Genomic DNA, 14,642 nt, shown 5'->3' with positions numbered 1-14,642 from the left:
CCCCTCGCGCGGGCGAGGGGCGGCGGGACGTGCCGGCGGGCTTTCAGTGCACCTGCGGTTCGTAGCGCGGGAACCGCTGGGCGATGTCGGTGCCGGTGAAGTGGCCGACCCAGCCGTCCGGCTCGGTGAAGAAGCGGATGGCGACGAAGTTCGGCTGCGGGCCCATGTCGAACCAGTGGCGGGTGCCGTCCGGCACGGCGATCAGGTCGTCCTTCACGCACTCCACCTCGTAGACCTTGTCGTCCACGTGCAGGGTGAACAGGCCCGAGCCGGCGACGAAGAAGCGCACCTCGTCCTCCTTGTGGAAGTGCTCGTCGAGGAACTTCCTGCGCATCTCCTCGCGGTTGGGGTTGTCCGGGGCGATGCTGACCACGTCCACGGTCCTGAAGCCGCGCTCGGCCACCAGGCGGTCGATGTCGGCGCGGTAGGCCTCCATCACCTCCTCGGGGCTGGCGCCGGGTTCGATCGGCTTGGTCGCGTGCCAGCGCTCGAAGGTCACGCCGATGCGCGCCAGCTCGGCGGCGATGGCATTGCCGTCGGTGCTCTCGAACAGCGGCTGTTCGGGGCGGTTCTCTTCGAAGATGCGCAGTCGGCTCATGGGGGTCACCTTTTGCTCAAGCCGCGGGAAACCGCGTGGACCGGAAAGATTACCAGCTGTGCGCCGCGGCGCTCATGACACCCGGTTTCCAGGCGCGACGGGGACGGAATGAGGCTCAGGCGCCGAGCCGGCGCAGCTCCAGTTCGCAGCCGAGCAGGAACTCGAACGCTTCCAGGTGGCGGCGGGCGTCGGCCATGGTCCGGCCCCAGGCGTACAGGCCATGGCCGTCGATCAGGTAGCCCCACAGCGGCTGCCGGTCCAGGACCTCGTCCACCTGCGCCGCCAGGACGGTCATGTCCTGGGTATTGGCGAACACCGGGACCTCGATCGCGGTCTCGTGGGTGCTGTTGCCCTCGAACGCCTTGAGCAGCTCGTAGCCCTCCAGGCGGATCCGCCCCTGGCGCGCGTAAAGGCGCGAGGCCACGGTCTGGGTCAGGGAGTGGGTGTGCAGCACGCAGCCGACTTCCGGGAAGCGCCGGTACAGCCGGGTGTGCAGCAGGGTCTCGGCCGAGGGCCGCAGCTGGCGCCCGACCGCGCGGCCCTCCAGGTCCACGACCATGATGTCGTCCTCGGCCAGGCGGCCCTTGTCGCGGCCGGACACGGTGATGGCCGCATGCGCCTGGTCCAGGCGCTCGGAGAAGTTGCTGCTGGTGGCCGGGGTCCAGCCCAGCTGGGCCAGCTCGCGCACGTTGGAGATCAGGGACTGGGCCCGTTCGCGCAGCAGCGCCGGGTCGTAGGGGAGCTCGGTGTTATCCATGCGCGAAGTCTACCGTGCAGGCACCTGGCTCCGGTGCCCGAAGCCGCGGTAGGCGGCCCAGGCCAGGCCGGCGATCACCAGCCCGCCGACCAGGGTCCGGACCGGCGTGGAGTACACCAGCAGGCCGCAGGCGACCAGCGCACCCATGCCCAGCAGCCGCTCGCGCGGGGTCGGCGCGCGTTCCGGCGTGCCCAGCAGCAGGCTCAGGCCGGCGGCGGCGTAGGCCATCACCACCAGCACCACGACCATCTCGATCAGGACCTCGAACTGCCCGGACACGGTCGGCGACAGGGTCAGCACGGCCAGCAGGGTCATCGACAGGGCGATGATGAACAGGCCGGTGCGGGCCGAGCCATTGGGCTGCAGGCGACCGAACACGGCCGGCAGGAAGCCGCGCTGGGCCGCGCGCGCACCGGACTCGCCGCTCACCAGCATCCAGCCGCCGAGGGTGCCGGTGGCCTTCAGCGCGGCCGCCGCGGCGATCACCGGTACCGCCCACGGGCCGAACATCTCGCCGGCGACCATAGCGAACGGGGCGCTGGACTGGGCCAGCTGCGAGGCCGGCACGATGCCCATCATCAGCACCGAGGAGGTCAGGTACACCACGCCGGCGATGGCGATGCCGCCGAGCGTCGCGCGCGGCACGTTGCGGTCCGGGTCGTCGACCACGCCGGCGACCATCGCGCCGGTCTCCAGGCCGACGAAAGCCCAGAAGATCGGGGCCAGCGACTGCAGCACCACCGCGGTGTCCGAGGTGCCCGACACGTTCCAGGCGGTGCGGTACACCTCCGGGTCGAAGTACGCCCAGCCGGCGGTGAGGATCGCCGCCACCGGCAGCAGGCCCAGCACCACGCACATCGACTGGAAGCGGGCGATCGGGCGCGGGCCCATCAGGTTCAGGGCGAACATCAGCCAGATCAGCGCGACCTGCCCGGCCAGGCGCACCCCGGTGCTGTCCTCGATCGGCAACAGGATCACCAGGTAGCCGAACGCGGCCACGGCGATGGCGTTGTTGCCGATCCAGGAGGACACCCAGTACATGGTGGTCGCGAGGAACGAGGCGTCGCGGCCCAGCGAGGGGCGCACGTAGTCGTCCTGCGACTCCAGGTCCGGATGGTGGCGCGCCAGCCGGGCGAAGGCGCCGCCGAGCATCATCGCCAGCACCGTGCCCAGCAGCCAGCTCAACGCGGTCACGCCGCCGGACTTGGCCAGGGTGGCGGGCAACAGGAAGAAACCCGAGCCGATCATGTTGTTGGCAACCACGAAGGTCGCCAGCACCGGCCCGATCTTGCGGGGAACGCTTGCGCTCATGCGCCGATCCTGGAAAAGGAAACTGGAGCGGCCGGCACATGGCCGGCCGCGATCGGGAGGGGGATCAGCCGCGCTGGCGCAGCTTGCTGTGGCGGTAGCCGTAGGCGAAATAGATCACCTGCCCCAGCACCGTCCAGCCCACGAATACCTTCCAGTGCTCGGCGAACGACTGCCAGAACAGGCCCAGGCAGGCGATGAAGCCCAGCGGGCAGATCAGCCAGAAGAACGGCACCCGGAACGGGCGCGGCAGGTCCGGGCGCCTGAAGCGCAGCACGAACACGCCCAGGCACACGGTGGCGAAGGCCAGCAGGGTGCCCATCGAAACCAGCTCGCCGAGCACGCTCAGCGGCATGAAGCCGGCCAGCAGGCAGGCGATCACGCCGACGATGACCGTGCCCACGTGCGGGGTCTGGTAGCGCGGGTGGACCTTGCCGAACAGGCGCGGCATCAGCCCGTCGCGCGACATCGAATAGAAGATGCGCGGCTGCGCCATCAGCATCACCAGGATCACCGAGGACAGGCCGGCGATGGCGCCGATCTCCACCGCGGTCTTGAGCCAGGTTACGTTGGCGGTGGGGTCGGCCTTGAGCACTTCCTCCAGCGCGGTGGCCACCGGCTTGGCGGTGTTGAGCAGCGAGTAGTGGGTCATGCCGGTCAGCACCGCGCACACGGCGATGTAGACCAGGGTACAGATCGCCAGCGAGCCGAGGATGCCGATCGGCATGTCGCGCTGCGGGTTCTTCGCCTCGCCGGCGGCGGTGGAGACCGCGTCGAAGCCGATGTAGGCGAAGAACACGATGGTCGCGGCGCGGAACACGCCTTCCATGCCGAACTTGCCCGGCCCGGCGTTCTCGGGGACGAACGGGGTCCAGTTGCCCGGATCGATGTACTGGATGCCGAAGCCGAGGAAGGCCGCGATCACCGCGATCTTGATCGCCACCACGATCGCGTTGGCGAAGGCCGACTGGGTGATGCCGACGTAGCAAAGGGCGCTGACCGCGGCCACGATCAGGATCGCCGGCAGGTTGACGATGCCGGAGGTGGCCACGAACTCGGTGCCGTTCCAGGCCAGTGGCGCGGCGGCCAGCTCGGCGGGGAAGGGCAGGTGCAGGGTGGTGGTCAGGAAGCTGGTGAGGTAGCCGGACCAGCCCACGGCCACGGTGGCCGAGGCGAACAGGTACTCCAGCACCAGGCACCAGCCGATGAACCAGGCCACGCCCTCGCCGAGGGTGGCGTAGGCATAGGAATAGGCGCTGCCGGAGACCGGCATCATCGAGGCGAATTCGGCGTAGCACAGGCCGGCCATGGCGCAGGCGAAGCCGGCCAGGACGAAGCTGAGCATGATCGCCGGGCCGGCGTGGTTGGCCGCGGCCTGGCCGGTCAGCACGAAGATGCCGGCGCCGATCACCGCGCCCACGCCCAGCAGGATCAGCTGGCGGGCGGTGAGGGTGCGGCGCAGGGTTGCCTCGCCCTGGAGTGAGCCTTCCACCGGCTCGCCGGCATCCACGTGCGGTGCCGGTTCCATGGGCTTGGTGCTGAATAGACGGCTGGACATATGACGTTCCCCCTGGTGGCTTCGAGCGCCGGGTATGAAGAGCGGCCACCGGAGGCCACATGAGCGCCGTACCTTGCCAAATGCCCGGGTCGCTTGGCAATGCGGTGCCGCACTGCAGCAAGGCCCGTGCATAATCCGGGTGCCAATCCATGACGACGGGAACCACCATGGTGCAAGTGCAGGCATTGGCCGCCCAGCTGGCCGAATACCGCACGCGCGAGCCGATGCAGGCGGGACTGGCCGATGCCTTCCTGGCCCTGCTGGAGGATGCGGCTGACCCGTTCATCCGCCAGCGCCTGGAGGGGCATTTCACCGGCTCGGCCTGGGTGGTCAGCGCCGATGGCCAGCGCACCCTGCTGACCCACCACCGCAAGCTCGACCGCTGGCTGCAGCCGGGCGGCCATGCCGACGGCGAGCGCGACCTGGCGCAGGTGGCCTTGAAGGAAGCGGAGGAGGAAACCGGGGTGCCGGGCCTGCGCCTGGAGGACGGCCGCATCTTCGACCTGGACCGGCACTGGATCCCGGAGCGCGGCGAGGTCCCGGGACACTGGCACTACGACGTGCGTTACGTGGTGCGCGCCGGCGCGGACGAGCGTTTCGTGGTCAGCGCCGAATCCCACGCCCTGGCCTGGCGCCGGATCGACGAACTGGTGGACGACCCGCGCTGCGACCCCTCGATGCGGCGCATGGCCGCGCGCTGGCTGGCCGCGCGGGGTTGAGCGCCGGAAACGCGACGGGCCGGCGATGCCGGCCCGTCGCATGGCCAGGCGCAGGCCTGCGCCGGCTCAGTACAGGACGCGGGTGCGCAGGGTGCCCGGGATCGCGGCCAGTTCCTCGCGCAGCTGGCTGACCTTGGCCTCGTCGGCGGCCACGTCGATCACCACGTAGCCGACCTTGGGGTCGGTGCGCAGGAACTGGCCGTCGATGTTGACCGCGTGGCGGCTGAAGATCTCGTTGACCTTCGACAGCACGCCCGGCACGTTGCGGTGGATGTGCAGCAACCGCAGGCTGCCCTCGTGCTCGGGCAGGGTGACCTCGGGGAAGTTGACCGCGGACAGGGTGCTGCCGTTGTCGCTGTAGCGCACCAGCTTGGCCGCCACCTCCACGCCGATGTTCTCCTGCGCCTCTAGCGTGCTGCCGCCGATGTGCGGGGTCAGGATCACGTTGTCGAAGCGGGTCAGCGGCGAGACGAATGGTTCGCTGTTGCCCTTGGGCTCGAGCGGGAACACGTCCACCGCCGCGCCGCCGACATGGCCCGATTCCAGCGCCGCGGCCAGCGCGTCGATGTCGACCACGGTGCCGCGCGAGGCGTTGATCAGGTGCGCGCCGCGCTTCATCGCCGCGATCTGGGCAGCGCCGATCATGTTCTTCGTCGCCGGGGTCTCCGGCACGTGCAGGGTGACCACGTCCGCGTGCGCCAGCAGGTCCTCCAGGCTTTGCGCGGCGCGCGCATTGCCCAGCGACAGCTTGGTCTCGATGTCGTGGAAGACCACGTTCATGCCCAGCGCCTCGGCGAGCACGCCGACCTGGGTGCCGATGTGGCCGTAGCCGACGATGCCCAGGGTCTTGCCGCGCACCTCGCGGCTGCCGGCGGCGGACTTGGACCAGCCGCCGCGGTGGCACTGCGCATTCTTCTGCGGGATGCCGCGCATCAGCATCACCGCCTCGGCCACCACCAGTTCGGCCACCGAGCGGGTGTTGGAGTAGGGCGCGTTGAACACCGGGATGCCGGCCAGCTCGGCGGTGTCCAGGTCGACCTGGTTGGTGCCGATGCAGAAACAGCCCGCCGCGATCAGGCGCTTGGCATGGGCCAGCACGTCGGCGGTGAGCTGGGTGCGCGAGCGGATGCCGATGATGTGGGCCTCGGCGATGCGCGCCTTCAGCTCGTCCTCCGGCAGCGACTTGTCGTGGAACTCGATCTGGGTGTAGCCGGCGGCGCGGAAGGTCTCCACCGCGGTCTGGCTGACGCCCTCCAGCAGCAGCACGCGGATGTCCGATTTCGGGAAGGAGGTCTTCTTGGGCGACATGCGCGCGGCTTCCGGTTCGGGTGTGGCGGGAGCCGCCAACTATGCCAGAAGCGCCCCCTGTTTTCCGCACCGCGTCATTGGCATTTGCCCGGTTTGCGCGCAACACCGCGTGCCCGTGGTGGTGGCAGTTGCACGCGTGCAAAGTTGCCGATGAAACAAGGGCTTGTCCGCGGCGGCGGGCCGCCGGGGCAGGGCGCGTCCCGCGCTGGACGCGACCGCCCCGGGGCTGGCACGCTTGCCCGCTCCCGCTCCGCCTTGCCCGCACCGTTCCCATGACCGATCCCCGCCTTGCCGACCTGCTCGCGTCGGTGCCCGACCTGCGCCTGAAGACCGACGCCGCCGACCTGGAGCACTACGGCCGCGACTGGACCCGCCGCTGGACCCCGGCGCCGCTGGCCATTGCCCTGCCGGGCACGGTGGAGGAAGTCCAGGCCATCGTGCGCTGGGCCAACCGCCACAGGGTGGCGATCGTGCCCTCCGGCGGCCGCACCGGCCTGTCCGGCGGCGCGGTGGCCGCCAACGGCGAGCTGGTGCTGAGCCTGGAGCGGATGAACAAGGTGCTGGAGTTCAACCGCGTCGACCGCACCCTGGCCGTGCAGGCCGGCATGCCGCTGGAGGCGGTGCACAACGCGGCGGCCGAGCACGGCCTCATCTATCCGGTGGACTTCGCCGCGCGCGGCTCGTGCTCGATCGGCGGCAACATCGCCACCAACGCCGGCGGCATCCGCGTGATCCGCTACGGCAATACCCGCGAATGGATCGCCGGCCTGACCGTGGTCACCGGTGCGGGCGAGGTGCTGCACCTCAACCGCGGCCTGGTGAAGAACTCCAGCGGCTACGACCTGCGCCAGCTGATGATCGGCTCGGAGGGCACCCTGGGCATCGTGGTGGAGGCCATCCTGCGCCTGACCGACCCGCCGCCGCCGACCAACGTGATGCTGCTGGCGCTGCCCTCGTTCGAGGTGCTGATGGACGTGTTCGCCGAGTTCCGCGGCCGCCTGCGCCTGGAGGCGTTCGAGTTCTTCACCGACCGCGCCCTGCGCCACGTGGTGGCCCACGGCGCGCAGAAGCCGCTGGAGGACGAGTACCCGTTCTACGTGGTCACCGAGTTCGCCAGCGACGACGAGGCCACCGAGGCCGCGGCCATGGCCGCGTTCGAGCACTGCATGGAGCAGGGCTGGGTGGCCGACGGCGTGATCAGCCAGTCCGAGGCCCAGGCCCAGCAGATCTGGCGCCTGCGCGAGGGCATCACCGAATCGGTGGCCAGGTACAAGCCGTACAAGAACGACGTTTCGGTGCGCATCTCCGCCATGCCGGCGTTCCTGGCGAAGACCCAGGCGCTGCTGGGGCAGGCCTATCCGCACTTCGACGTGGTCTGGTTCGGCCATATCGGCGACGGCAACCTGCACATCAACGTGCTCAAGCCGGACGATACCTCCGACGCCGACTTCGTCGGCCAGTGCGAGCACGTGACCAAGCTGCTGGCCCAGGCGCTGCAGGAATGCGGCGGCAGCATCTCCGCCGAGCACGGCATCGGCCTGGTCAAGAAGCCCTACCTGTCCAGCACCCGCAGCGAGGCCGAGATCGCGCTGATGCGCGGGATCAAGCAGGCGTTCGACCCCAACGGCATCCTCAACCCGGGCAAGCTGTTCGACGCCTGACCGGTTGCCGGCGGCAGGTGCAGGCGGGGCGGGCGGCAGGGTAGGCTTCACGTATTCCTGACCACGCCCGCCACCTGCCCATGAAGCATTCCTCCCTGACCCTCGCCGCCCTGCTGTTCGCCTGCGCCCTGCCGGCCCAGGCCTCGAGCTTCGCCGGCACCTCGGCCGGCGCCTCCTCGGCCGGTAGCTCGGCGTCCTCCGGCAGCACCTCCGGCGACGACAAGCTGGTCCAGGCCGCGCGCGAGGATGCCGCTGGCTTCGTCGCCAGCGAGGGCCGGGTGCGCAGCGCTCGCCTGGAGGCGGCCCTGCGCGTGCTGCGCGAGCGCGACGCCGCCGCGCGCCAGGCCAGCGACCTGGAGCTGGCGCGGAAGATCCTCGCCGCCGGATGATCCGCCCGCTGGCGCTGGCGGCCCTGCTGCTGGCCAGCGCCGCGGCCTCCGCGGCTCCGCGCTTCGAACTTCCCCCGGGCCTGGACCACGCCGACGCAGCGGCCACGCGCGAACTGCTTGACGCGGCCACGGCGCGGCTGCCACGGCCCTGGGCGTCCGCGCTGGAACGGCCGATCACGCTGGAATGGCGCGACGACCTGCCGCAGCAGGTGCACGGCCGTGCCCGCCACTGGCGCATCCTGCTGCAGCGGCGCCTGCTGGAGGACTGGAAGCGGCGCGCACAGGAACCCGCCGCCGCCAGGGCGGCGCTGGCCGCGCTGCTGCACGAACTGGCGCACCTGTACGACCGCACCGCCGCCGGCGGCCTGTCGCGCGATCCGCGCCTGCTCGACCTCGCCGGCTGGCAGCGCTCGGCGTTGCACCCGGGCCGGCGCGGCCGCAACGATTTCCGCGACCGCAGCCCCGACCCCTACGAACTGGCCTCCCCGCGCGAGTACGTGGCGGTCAACCTCGAGCATTACCTGCTGGACCCGGACTACGCCTGCCGGCGCCCGGCGCTGGCGGAGTATTTCGACCACCGGTTCGGCGAGGAACGCGGCGGCGGGAGCGACTGCGCCCATGGCCTGGCCTTCGTCCAGGACCCGGCCGCCGGCGCCGAGCCGCTGCGCCTGCTCGCGCCGGAACGCGTGTACGCGGTGGACTACCTGCTGGCCGGGGACGGCGATGGCCTCGCCAGCCGCTGGGGCCACGCCATGCTGCGCCTGGTGGTCTGCGCGCCCGGGCGCGAACCCGGGCCGGATTGCCGCCTGGACCTGCAGCACCACCTGGTGCTGTCCTTCCGCGCCTTCGTCGACGACCTGCAGATCTCCAGCTGGCGCGGCCTCACGGGTGGCTATCCCTCGCGCCTGTTCGCCCTGCCGCTGGAGCAGGTGGTGGACGAATACACCCGGGTGGAGCTGCGCGACCTGCATGCGATCCCGCTGGCGCTGTCGCCGCAGGAGGTGCAGGCGGTGGCCACGCGCGCGGCGCAGCTGCACTGGAGTTACGACGGCCGCTACCTGTTCCTCGGCAACAACTGCGCGGTGGAGACCTGGAAGCTGCTGCACGACGCGGTGCCACGGCTGGCGGCACTGCCGCTGCGCACCGTGTTCCCGAACGGGCTGGCGCGGCGCCTGCGCCGGCACGGCGTGGTCGACGTGCCGGCGGTGCCGGCCGATCCGGTGGAGCAGGTGCGCCTGGGCTTCCGCTTCGAGGCCGCCAGCACCCATTACCAGGCCATGTACGCGGTCGCCCGCGACGAACTGGGCCTGCAGGCGCGCGATGCCCGCGAATGGATCGCGCTGCCGCCGGCGCGGCGCCGGCCGGCGCTGGAACAGGCCGGGCTGAAGGGCGCGGCGGCGTTGCTGGTGCTGGAATCGGCCGCGCTGCGGCGCGAGGAGGCGCTGGCCCGTGACCAGCTCAAGCGCCGCTGGCTGGGCCGCATCGCTGCTGCCGATGCCGGCGTCGCCGGCGATGTGCGCCTGTTCCTGGAAGTGGGCGACGCCTTCAGCCGCCCGGCGGCATGGCTGCAGGGCGTGGACGGCTATGGCCTGCCGCAGCGGGAAGAGCGCGGGAGGCTGGAGGCCACCGCGGTCGCGTCGGCCGAAGGCCGCAGGACCGACGCACGGGCACTGGAAGCGAAGATCAGGGCGCTGCTGCCCGCCGCGCGGCGCGAGGCCCTGGACGGGGCCGAGGCGAATGTCGCGCGGCTCGGGGAGCGGCTGCGGGAGCTGGCGGGCGCAGGCTCGTAGCCCGCATGAGGCCGCATCCGGGGTTGGCTGCGTCCCGGGGCAACCCGGATCCGTGGGGCGCGGCATCCCGGAAGCGCTCGGCTGCGGGCTACGCGAAGGCCGCCCGGTGAACGCGGGACCCGTGTCCGCTCTTGCGAATCACCAATCCCGAATCCCGAATCCCGCCTTCCCGGCCGCGCCTGCGCGCGGCCGGGAAGGGCCCCCTCAATCGGCCCGCCCGCCGAACTCGCCGGTGGTGGTGTTGACCAGGATCTTCTCGCCGTTGGCGATGTACTCCGGGACCATGATCTCGATCCCGGTGCTGAGCTTGGCCGGCTTCGGGCGCTTGGTCGCGGTGCCGCCCTTCAGTTCCGGCGGGGTCTCCACCACTTCCAGGACCACGTGCTGCGGCAGCTGCACGGCCACCGGCTGCTCGTCGATCACCTGCACGTAGCAGCCGGTCAGGCCCTCGGTGATGTAGCCGACCGCGTCGCCCAGCGCGTCCGGGTCGAGGGTGTAGGGGGTGTAGTCCTCGTCGTCGAGGAACACGAAGGCGTCGCCGTCCTTGTACGAGAAGCTGGCCTGGCGGCGCAGCAGCTCGACCTCGACCAGGTTGTCCTCGGCGTCGAAGCTGGCGTCCAGCTTGGTGCCGCCGGGCACCGAGTACATGATGAAGCGGTAGCGCACGTTGCCGCCGCGGCCCTGCGGCGAGCTGCGCTCGATGTCGCGGACCTGGTAGACCCCGTTGTTGTACTCGACGACGTTGCCCTTCTTGATTTCGCTGGCTTTCATGGGTGAATCCGTGATTCGTGATTGGTGATTCGTAAGGGGCGTGATTTGTCATTCGTGATTCGATGGTTGGCGCTTCGGCATGAGGTGGTCGCGGCCGTGGCTTTTGCCAATTACGAATCACCAATCACCAATCACGGCCTCACTTCGGCGCCAACCGTGTCGCGCCGTCGAGGCGGATGGTCTCGCCGTTGAGGTAGCGGGTGCGCAGGATGAAGGCCACGGTGTCGGCGAATTCGGCCGGCTGGCCCAGGCGCGCCGGGAACGGGATGGTCGCGGCCAGGGACTGCTGCACGCTTTCCGGCATGCCGTCGACCATCGGGGTCCAGAACACGCCCGGGGCGATGGTCATGACCCGGATGCCGAAGCGCGCCAGTTCGCGCGCCATCGGCAGGGTCATGCCGACCACGCCGCCCTTGGAGGCCGAGTACGCGGCCTGGCCGATCTGGCCTTCGTAGGCGGCGACCGAGGCGGTGTTGACGATCACGCCGCGCTCGCCGTCCTCGCCCGGTTCGTTGTGCTGCATCAGCGCCGCCGCGGCCTTGGCCACGTTGAAGCTGCCGACCAGGTTGACCATCACCGTGCGGGTGAAGCCGTCCAGCGGCATCGGGCCTTCCTTGCCCAGCACGCGGCCGGCGCCGAGGATGCCGGCGCAGTTGACCGCCACGTTGAGCCCGCCGAGGAACTCGCGCGCAGCTTCCAGGGTGGCGGCCACGCCGGCCTCGTCGCTGACGTCGGCGCGGAAGTAGCGCGCGTTGCCGGCACCCAGCGCCGCGACCGCGGCCGCGCCCTTGTCGTCGTTGACGTCGAGCAGGGCGACCTTGCCGCCATCGGCGACGATGCGCTGGGCCACGGCCAGGCCGAGGCCGGAGACGCCGCCGGTGACGACGGCGCGGACGTGATCGGCTTGCATGCGGGACTCCGAAGCAGGGCAGGGGCGGCATTGTAGGGGCTGGCTGGCCCCCGGTGCAGCCGGGGGCGCACGTGCCGCACCGCGACGCGGCGCGTCCGGGCACGGGCACGGCGCCGCTTGCGCGCCTGCGTGGGCCGGGCGCAGCCGCGGCCCGCTGCGGTTACTCCGGGTCGTAGTCCAGGTTGGAGGCCAGCCAGCGCTCCACCTGGGCCTTGTCCACGCCCTTGCGCCGGGCGTAGTCGGCCACCTGGTCCTTGCCGACCCGGCCGACCACGAAGTACTGGCTGCCCGGGTGGCTGAAGTAGTAACCGGACACCGCCGCGGTGGGCAGCATGGCGAAGCTCTCGGTCAGCGTCATGCCGGCATTGCCCGGCGCGTCCAGCAGGCGGAACAGGGTGGCCTTCTCGCTGTGGTCCGGGCAGGCCGGATAGCCCGGGGCCGGGCGGATGCCGCGGTAGCGTTCGGCGATCAGCGCTTCGTTGTCCAGCGCCTCGTCCGCCGCGTAGCCCCAGAATTCGGTGCGCACGCGCTGGTGCAGGCGCTCGGCCAGGGCCTCGGCCAGGCGGTCGGCCAGCGACTTGAGCAGGATTGCGTTGTAGTCGTCGTGCGTGGCCTCGAAGCGGGCCACGTGCGCGTCGATGCCGATGCCGGCGGTCACCGCGAAGGCGCCGATCCAGTCCTGCACGCCGCTGCCGGCCGGGGCGATGAAGTCGGCCAGGCAGAAGTCCGGGCGGTCGGCCGGCTTGTCCACCTGCTGCCGCAGGAAATGCAGGGTGGCCGGGCCATCGGCGTGCTGCAGCACCACGTCGTCGCCATGGCTGGCGGCCGGCCACAGCCCGTAGACCGCGCGCGCGGCCAGCCACTTCTCCGCCACGATGCGCGCAAGCATCGCCTGGGCGTCGCGGAACAACTCGCTGGCCTGGGGGCCGACCACCGGGTCCTGCAGGATTGCCGGGTACTTGCCGGCAAGCTCCCAGGCCTGGAAGAACGGGGTCCAGTCGATGCAGGGCAGCAGGTCTTCCAGCGGCCAGTCGAAGGCGTGCACGCCAGGGCGGTTCGGCGCCGGCGGCGCATAGCTGCCCCAGCCGCCGTCGAAACGCTGGCCGCGCGCCTTCTCCAGGGATACCAGGCGCTTGGCGCCGCCGCGGTTGGCATGGCGGGCGCGGATCTCGGCGTAGTCGGCCTCGTTGGCGGCCACGAACGGGCCGCGAAGTTCCGGCGAGATCAGCGACTGGGCCACGCCCACCGCGCGCGATGCATCCTTCACCCAGACCACCGGGGCCTGGTAGTGCGGGTCGATCTTCAGCGCGGTGTGCGCGCGCGAGGTGGTGGCGCCGCCGATCATCAGCGGGGTGGCGAAGCCCTGGCGCTGCAGCTCGCGCGCCACGTGGCCCATCTCCTCCAGCGAGGGCGTGATCAGGCCGGACAGGCCGATCAGGTCGGCGTTGGCCTCGCGCGCCGCGTCGAGGATCTTCTGCGCCGGCACCATCACCCCCAGGTCGATCACCTCGAAGTTGTTGCAGGCCAGGACCACGCCGACGATGTTCTTGCCGATGTCGTGCACGTCGCCCTTGACCGTGGCCATGACGATCCGGCCGTTGGGCTTGCCGGCGTCGCCGGTGCGCGCCTTCTCCGCCTCGATGAAGGGCAGCAGGTAGGCCACCGCCTTCTTCATGACCCGCGCGGACTTGACCACCTGCGGCAGGAACATCTTGCCGGCGCCGAACAGGTCGCCGACCACGTTCATGCCGTCCATCAGCGGGCCTTCGATCACGTCCAGCGGGCGGCCGGCCTGCTGGCGCGCCTCCTCGGTGTCCTGCTCGACGTAGGCATCGATGCCATGGACCAGGGCATGGGCCAGGCGCTCGCGCACCGGCTTCTGCCGCCAGGCCAGGTCCTCGGCCTTCTTCTCGCCCTTCCTGCCCTTGTAGCGCTCGGCGATCTCCAGCAGGCGCTCGGTGGCGTCGCGGCGGCGGTTGAGGACCACGTCCTCGACCCGCTCGCGCAGCTCCGGGTCCAGCTCGTCGTACACCGGCAGCGCGCCGGCGTTGACGATGCCCATGTCCATGCCGGCGCGGATGGCGTGGTACAGGAACACCGAGTGGATCGCCCCGCGCACGGTCTCGTTGCCGCGGAAGGAGAACGACACGTTGGACACACCGCCGGACACGTGGCAGTGCGGCAGGGTCTGGCGGATGATGCGGGTGGCCTCGATGAAGTCCACCGCGTAGTTGTCGTGCTCCTCGATGCCGGTGGCGATGGCGAAGATGTTGGGGTCGAAGATGATGTCCTCGGGCGGGAACCCGACCTCGTCCACCAGGATGCGGTAGGCGCGGGTGCAGATCTCGACCTTGCGCGCGCAGGTATCGGCCTGGCCCTGCTCGTCGAAGGCCATCACCACCACCGCCGCGCCGTAGCGCAGCACCTTGCGCGCGTGCTCGACGAACACCTCCTCGCCTTCCTTGAGCGAGATCGAGTTGACCACGCCCTTGCCCTGCAGGCACTTCAGGCCGGCTTCGATCACGCTCCACTTCGAGGAGTCGACCATGATCGGGATGCGGGCGATGTCCGGCTCGGCGGCGATCAGGTTGAGGAACCGGGTCATCGCCTTTTCCGAGTCGATCAGGCCCTCGTCCATGTTCACGTCGAGGATCTGCGCGCCGTTCTCCACCTGCTGGCGCGCAACCTCGACCGCTTCGGCGTAGCGCTCTTCCTTGATCAGCTTGCGGAACTGGGCGCTGCCGGTGACGTTGGTGCGCTCGCCGATGTTGACGAACAGCAGCTCGGGGGTGATGACCAGCGGTTCCAGGCCCGACAGTCGGGTGTAGCGGGGAAGCGGTGCGGACATGGCGGCGTGGTCAGTGGGCATGGGG

The 14,642-nt window shown here is 70.7% G+C and carries 12 protein-coding genes; 4 read left to right on the top strand and 8 right to left on the bottom strand.

Features of this window, described 5'->3' with window-relative positions:
• Positions 1-43 precede the first annotated feature (43 nt).
• The 4 genes from EIM48_RS06430 to EIM48_RS06415 all read right to left on the bottom strand — a co-directional run bounded on the left by EIM48_RS06430 (position 44) and on the right by EIM48_RS06415 (position 4,221).
• Positions 44-598, bottom strand: coding sequence for an acireductone dioxygenase (locus EIM48_RS06430; RefSeq protein ID WP_019399719.1), 555 nt, complete (start codon positions 596-598; stop codon positions 44-46).
• 115 nt (positions 599-713) lie between these two features.
• Positions 714-1,355 (bottom strand): methylthioribulose 1-phosphate dehydratase, encoded by a 642-nt coding sequence (locus tag EIM48_RS06425; RefSeq protein ID WP_125111322.1) that lies wholly within the window; start codon positions 1,353-1,355, stop codon positions 714-716.
• Between the two features lie 9 nt (positions 1,356-1,364).
• On the bottom strand, positions 1,365-2,666 hold the full coding sequence (locus EIM48_RS06420) for an amino acid permease (protein ID WP_125076258.1): 1,302 nt from the start codon (positions 2,664-2,666) through the stop codon (positions 1,365-1,367).
• 64 nt (positions 2,667-2,730) lie between these two features.
• Positions 2,731-4,221 (bottom strand): amino acid permease, encoded by a 1,491-nt coding sequence (locus tag EIM48_RS06415; RefSeq protein ID WP_125111321.1) that lies wholly within the window; start codon positions 4,219-4,221, stop codon positions 2,731-2,733.
• 167 nt (positions 4,222-4,388) lie between these two features.
• On the opposite strand from EIM48_RS06415, the gene EIM48_RS06410 reads away from it, so the two are divergent.
• Complete coding sequence (locus EIM48_RS06410) at positions 4,389-4,940, top strand: NUDIX hydrolase (protein ID WP_019399723.1); 552 nt, start codon at positions 4,389-4,391, stop codon at positions 4,938-4,940.
• Between the two features lie 66 nt (positions 4,941-5,006).
• Here the strand turns inward: EIM48_RS06410 and serA are convergent, their stop codons facing one another.
• Complete coding sequence (gene serA, locus EIM48_RS06405; RefSeq protein WP_125111320.1) at positions 5,007-6,248, bottom strand: phosphoglycerate dehydrogenase; 1,242 nt, start codon at positions 6,246-6,248, stop codon at positions 5,007-5,009.
• Positions 6,249-6,520: 272 nt separating this feature from the next.
• Between serA and EIM48_RS06400 the strand changes: the two genes are divergently transcribed.
• The 3 genes from EIM48_RS06400 (at position 6,521) to EIM48_RS06390 (ending at position 10,088) form a co-directional block, all read left to right on the top strand.
• Complete coding sequence (locus EIM48_RS06400; RefSeq protein WP_019399725.1) at positions 6,521-7,909, top strand: FAD-binding oxidoreductase; 1,389 nt, start codon at positions 6,521-6,523, stop codon at positions 7,907-7,909.
• A gap of 80 nt (positions 7,910-7,989) precedes the next feature.
• Positions 7,990-8,298: a DUF2388 domain-containing protein gene (locus tag EIM48_RS06395; protein ID WP_019399726.1), complete on the top strand. Its 309-nt coding sequence runs from the start codon at positions 7,990-7,992 to the stop codon at positions 8,296-8,298.
• On the top strand, positions 8,295-10,088 hold the full coding sequence (locus tag EIM48_RS06390; RefSeq protein ID WP_125111319.1) for a DUF4105 domain-containing protein: 1,794 nt from the start codon (positions 8,295-8,297) through the stop codon (positions 10,086-10,088). The genes EIM48_RS06395 and EIM48_RS06390 overlap by 4 nt, the downstream gene beginning before the upstream one ends.
• A 204-nt stretch (positions 10,089-10,292) precedes the next feature.
• Here the strand turns inward: EIM48_RS06390 and yeiP are convergent, their stop codons facing one another.
• The 3 genes from yeiP to metH all read right to left on the bottom strand — a co-directional run bounded on the left by yeiP (position 10,293) and on the right by metH (position 14,617).
• Complete coding sequence (gene yeiP / locus EIM48_RS06385; RefSeq protein ID WP_019399728.1) at positions 10,293-10,859, bottom strand: elongation factor P-like protein YeiP; 567 nt, start codon at positions 10,857-10,859, stop codon at positions 10,293-10,295.
• 139 nt (positions 10,860-10,998) lie between these two features.
• Positions 10,999-11,769, bottom strand: a complete 771-nt coding sequence (locus EIM48_RS06380; RefSeq protein ID WP_019399729.1) for an SDR family NAD(P)-dependent oxidoreductase — start codon at positions 11,767-11,769, stop codon at positions 10,999-11,001.
• Positions 11,770-11,929: 160 nt separating this feature from the next.
• Positions 11,930-14,617: a methionine synthase gene (metH, locus tag EIM48_RS06375; RefSeq protein WP_125111369.1), complete on the bottom strand. Its 2,688-nt coding sequence runs from the start codon at positions 14,615-14,617 to the stop codon at positions 11,930-11,932.
• Positions 14,618-14,642: the final 25 nt, after the last annotated feature.

Origin of the sequence: Pseudoxanthomonas sp. SGNA-20, from assembly GCF_003931635.1 — a bacterium.
GTDB lineage: Bacteria > Pseudomonadota > Gammaproteobacteria > Xanthomonadales > Xanthomonadaceae > Pseudoxanthomonas.
Note: the sequence above shows the minus strand (reverse complement) of the source record. Positions and strands in the feature narration are given on the sequence as shown.

Bases quoted from the DNA above. Each gene is read 5' to 3' on its own strand.
- EIM48_RS06430 (WP_019399719.1), bottom strand. From the start codon at position 598: ATGAGCCGACTGCGCATCTTCGAAGAGAACCGCCCCGAACAGCCGCTG.
- EIM48_RS06425 (WP_125111322.1), bottom strand. From the start codon at position 1,355: ATGGATAACACCGAGCTCCCCTACGACCCGGCGCTGCTGCGCGAACGG.
- EIM48_RS06420 (WP_125076258.1), bottom strand. From the start codon at position 2,666: ATGAGCGCAAGCGTTCCCCGCAAGATCGGGCCGGTGCTGGCGACCTTC.
- EIM48_RS06415 (WP_125111321.1), bottom strand. From the start codon at position 4,221: ATGTCCAGCCGTCTATTCAGCACCAAGCCCATGGAACCGGCACCGCAC.
- EIM48_RS06410 (WP_019399723.1), top strand. From the start codon at position 4,389: ATGGTGCAAGTGCAGGCATTGGCCGCCCAGCTGGCCGAATACCGCACG.
- serA (WP_125111320.1), bottom strand. From the start codon at position 6,248: ATGTCGCCCAAGAAGACCTCCTTCCCGAAATCGGACATCCGCGTGCTG.
- EIM48_RS06400 (WP_019399725.1), top strand. From the start codon at position 6,521: ATGACCGATCCCCGCCTTGCCGACCTGCTCGCGTCGGTGCCCGACCTG.
- EIM48_RS06395 (WP_019399726.1), top strand. From the start codon at position 7,990: ATGAAGCATTCCTCCCTGACCCTCGCCGCCCTGCTGTTCGCCTGCGCC.
- EIM48_RS06390 (WP_125111319.1), top strand. From the start codon at position 8,295: ATGATCCGCCCGCTGGCGCTGGCGGCCCTGCTGCTGGCCAGCGCCGCG.
- yeiP (WP_019399728.1), bottom strand. From the start codon at position 10,859: ATGAAAGCCAGCGAAATCAAGAAGGGCAACGTCGTCGAGTACAACAAC.
- EIM48_RS06380 (WP_019399729.1), bottom strand. From the start codon at position 11,769: ATGCAAGCCGATCACGTCCGCGCCGTCGTCACCGGCGGCGTCTCCGGC.
- metH (WP_125111369.1), bottom strand. From the start codon at position 14,617: ATGTCCGCACCGCTTCCCCGCTACACCCGACTGTCGGGCCTGGAACCG.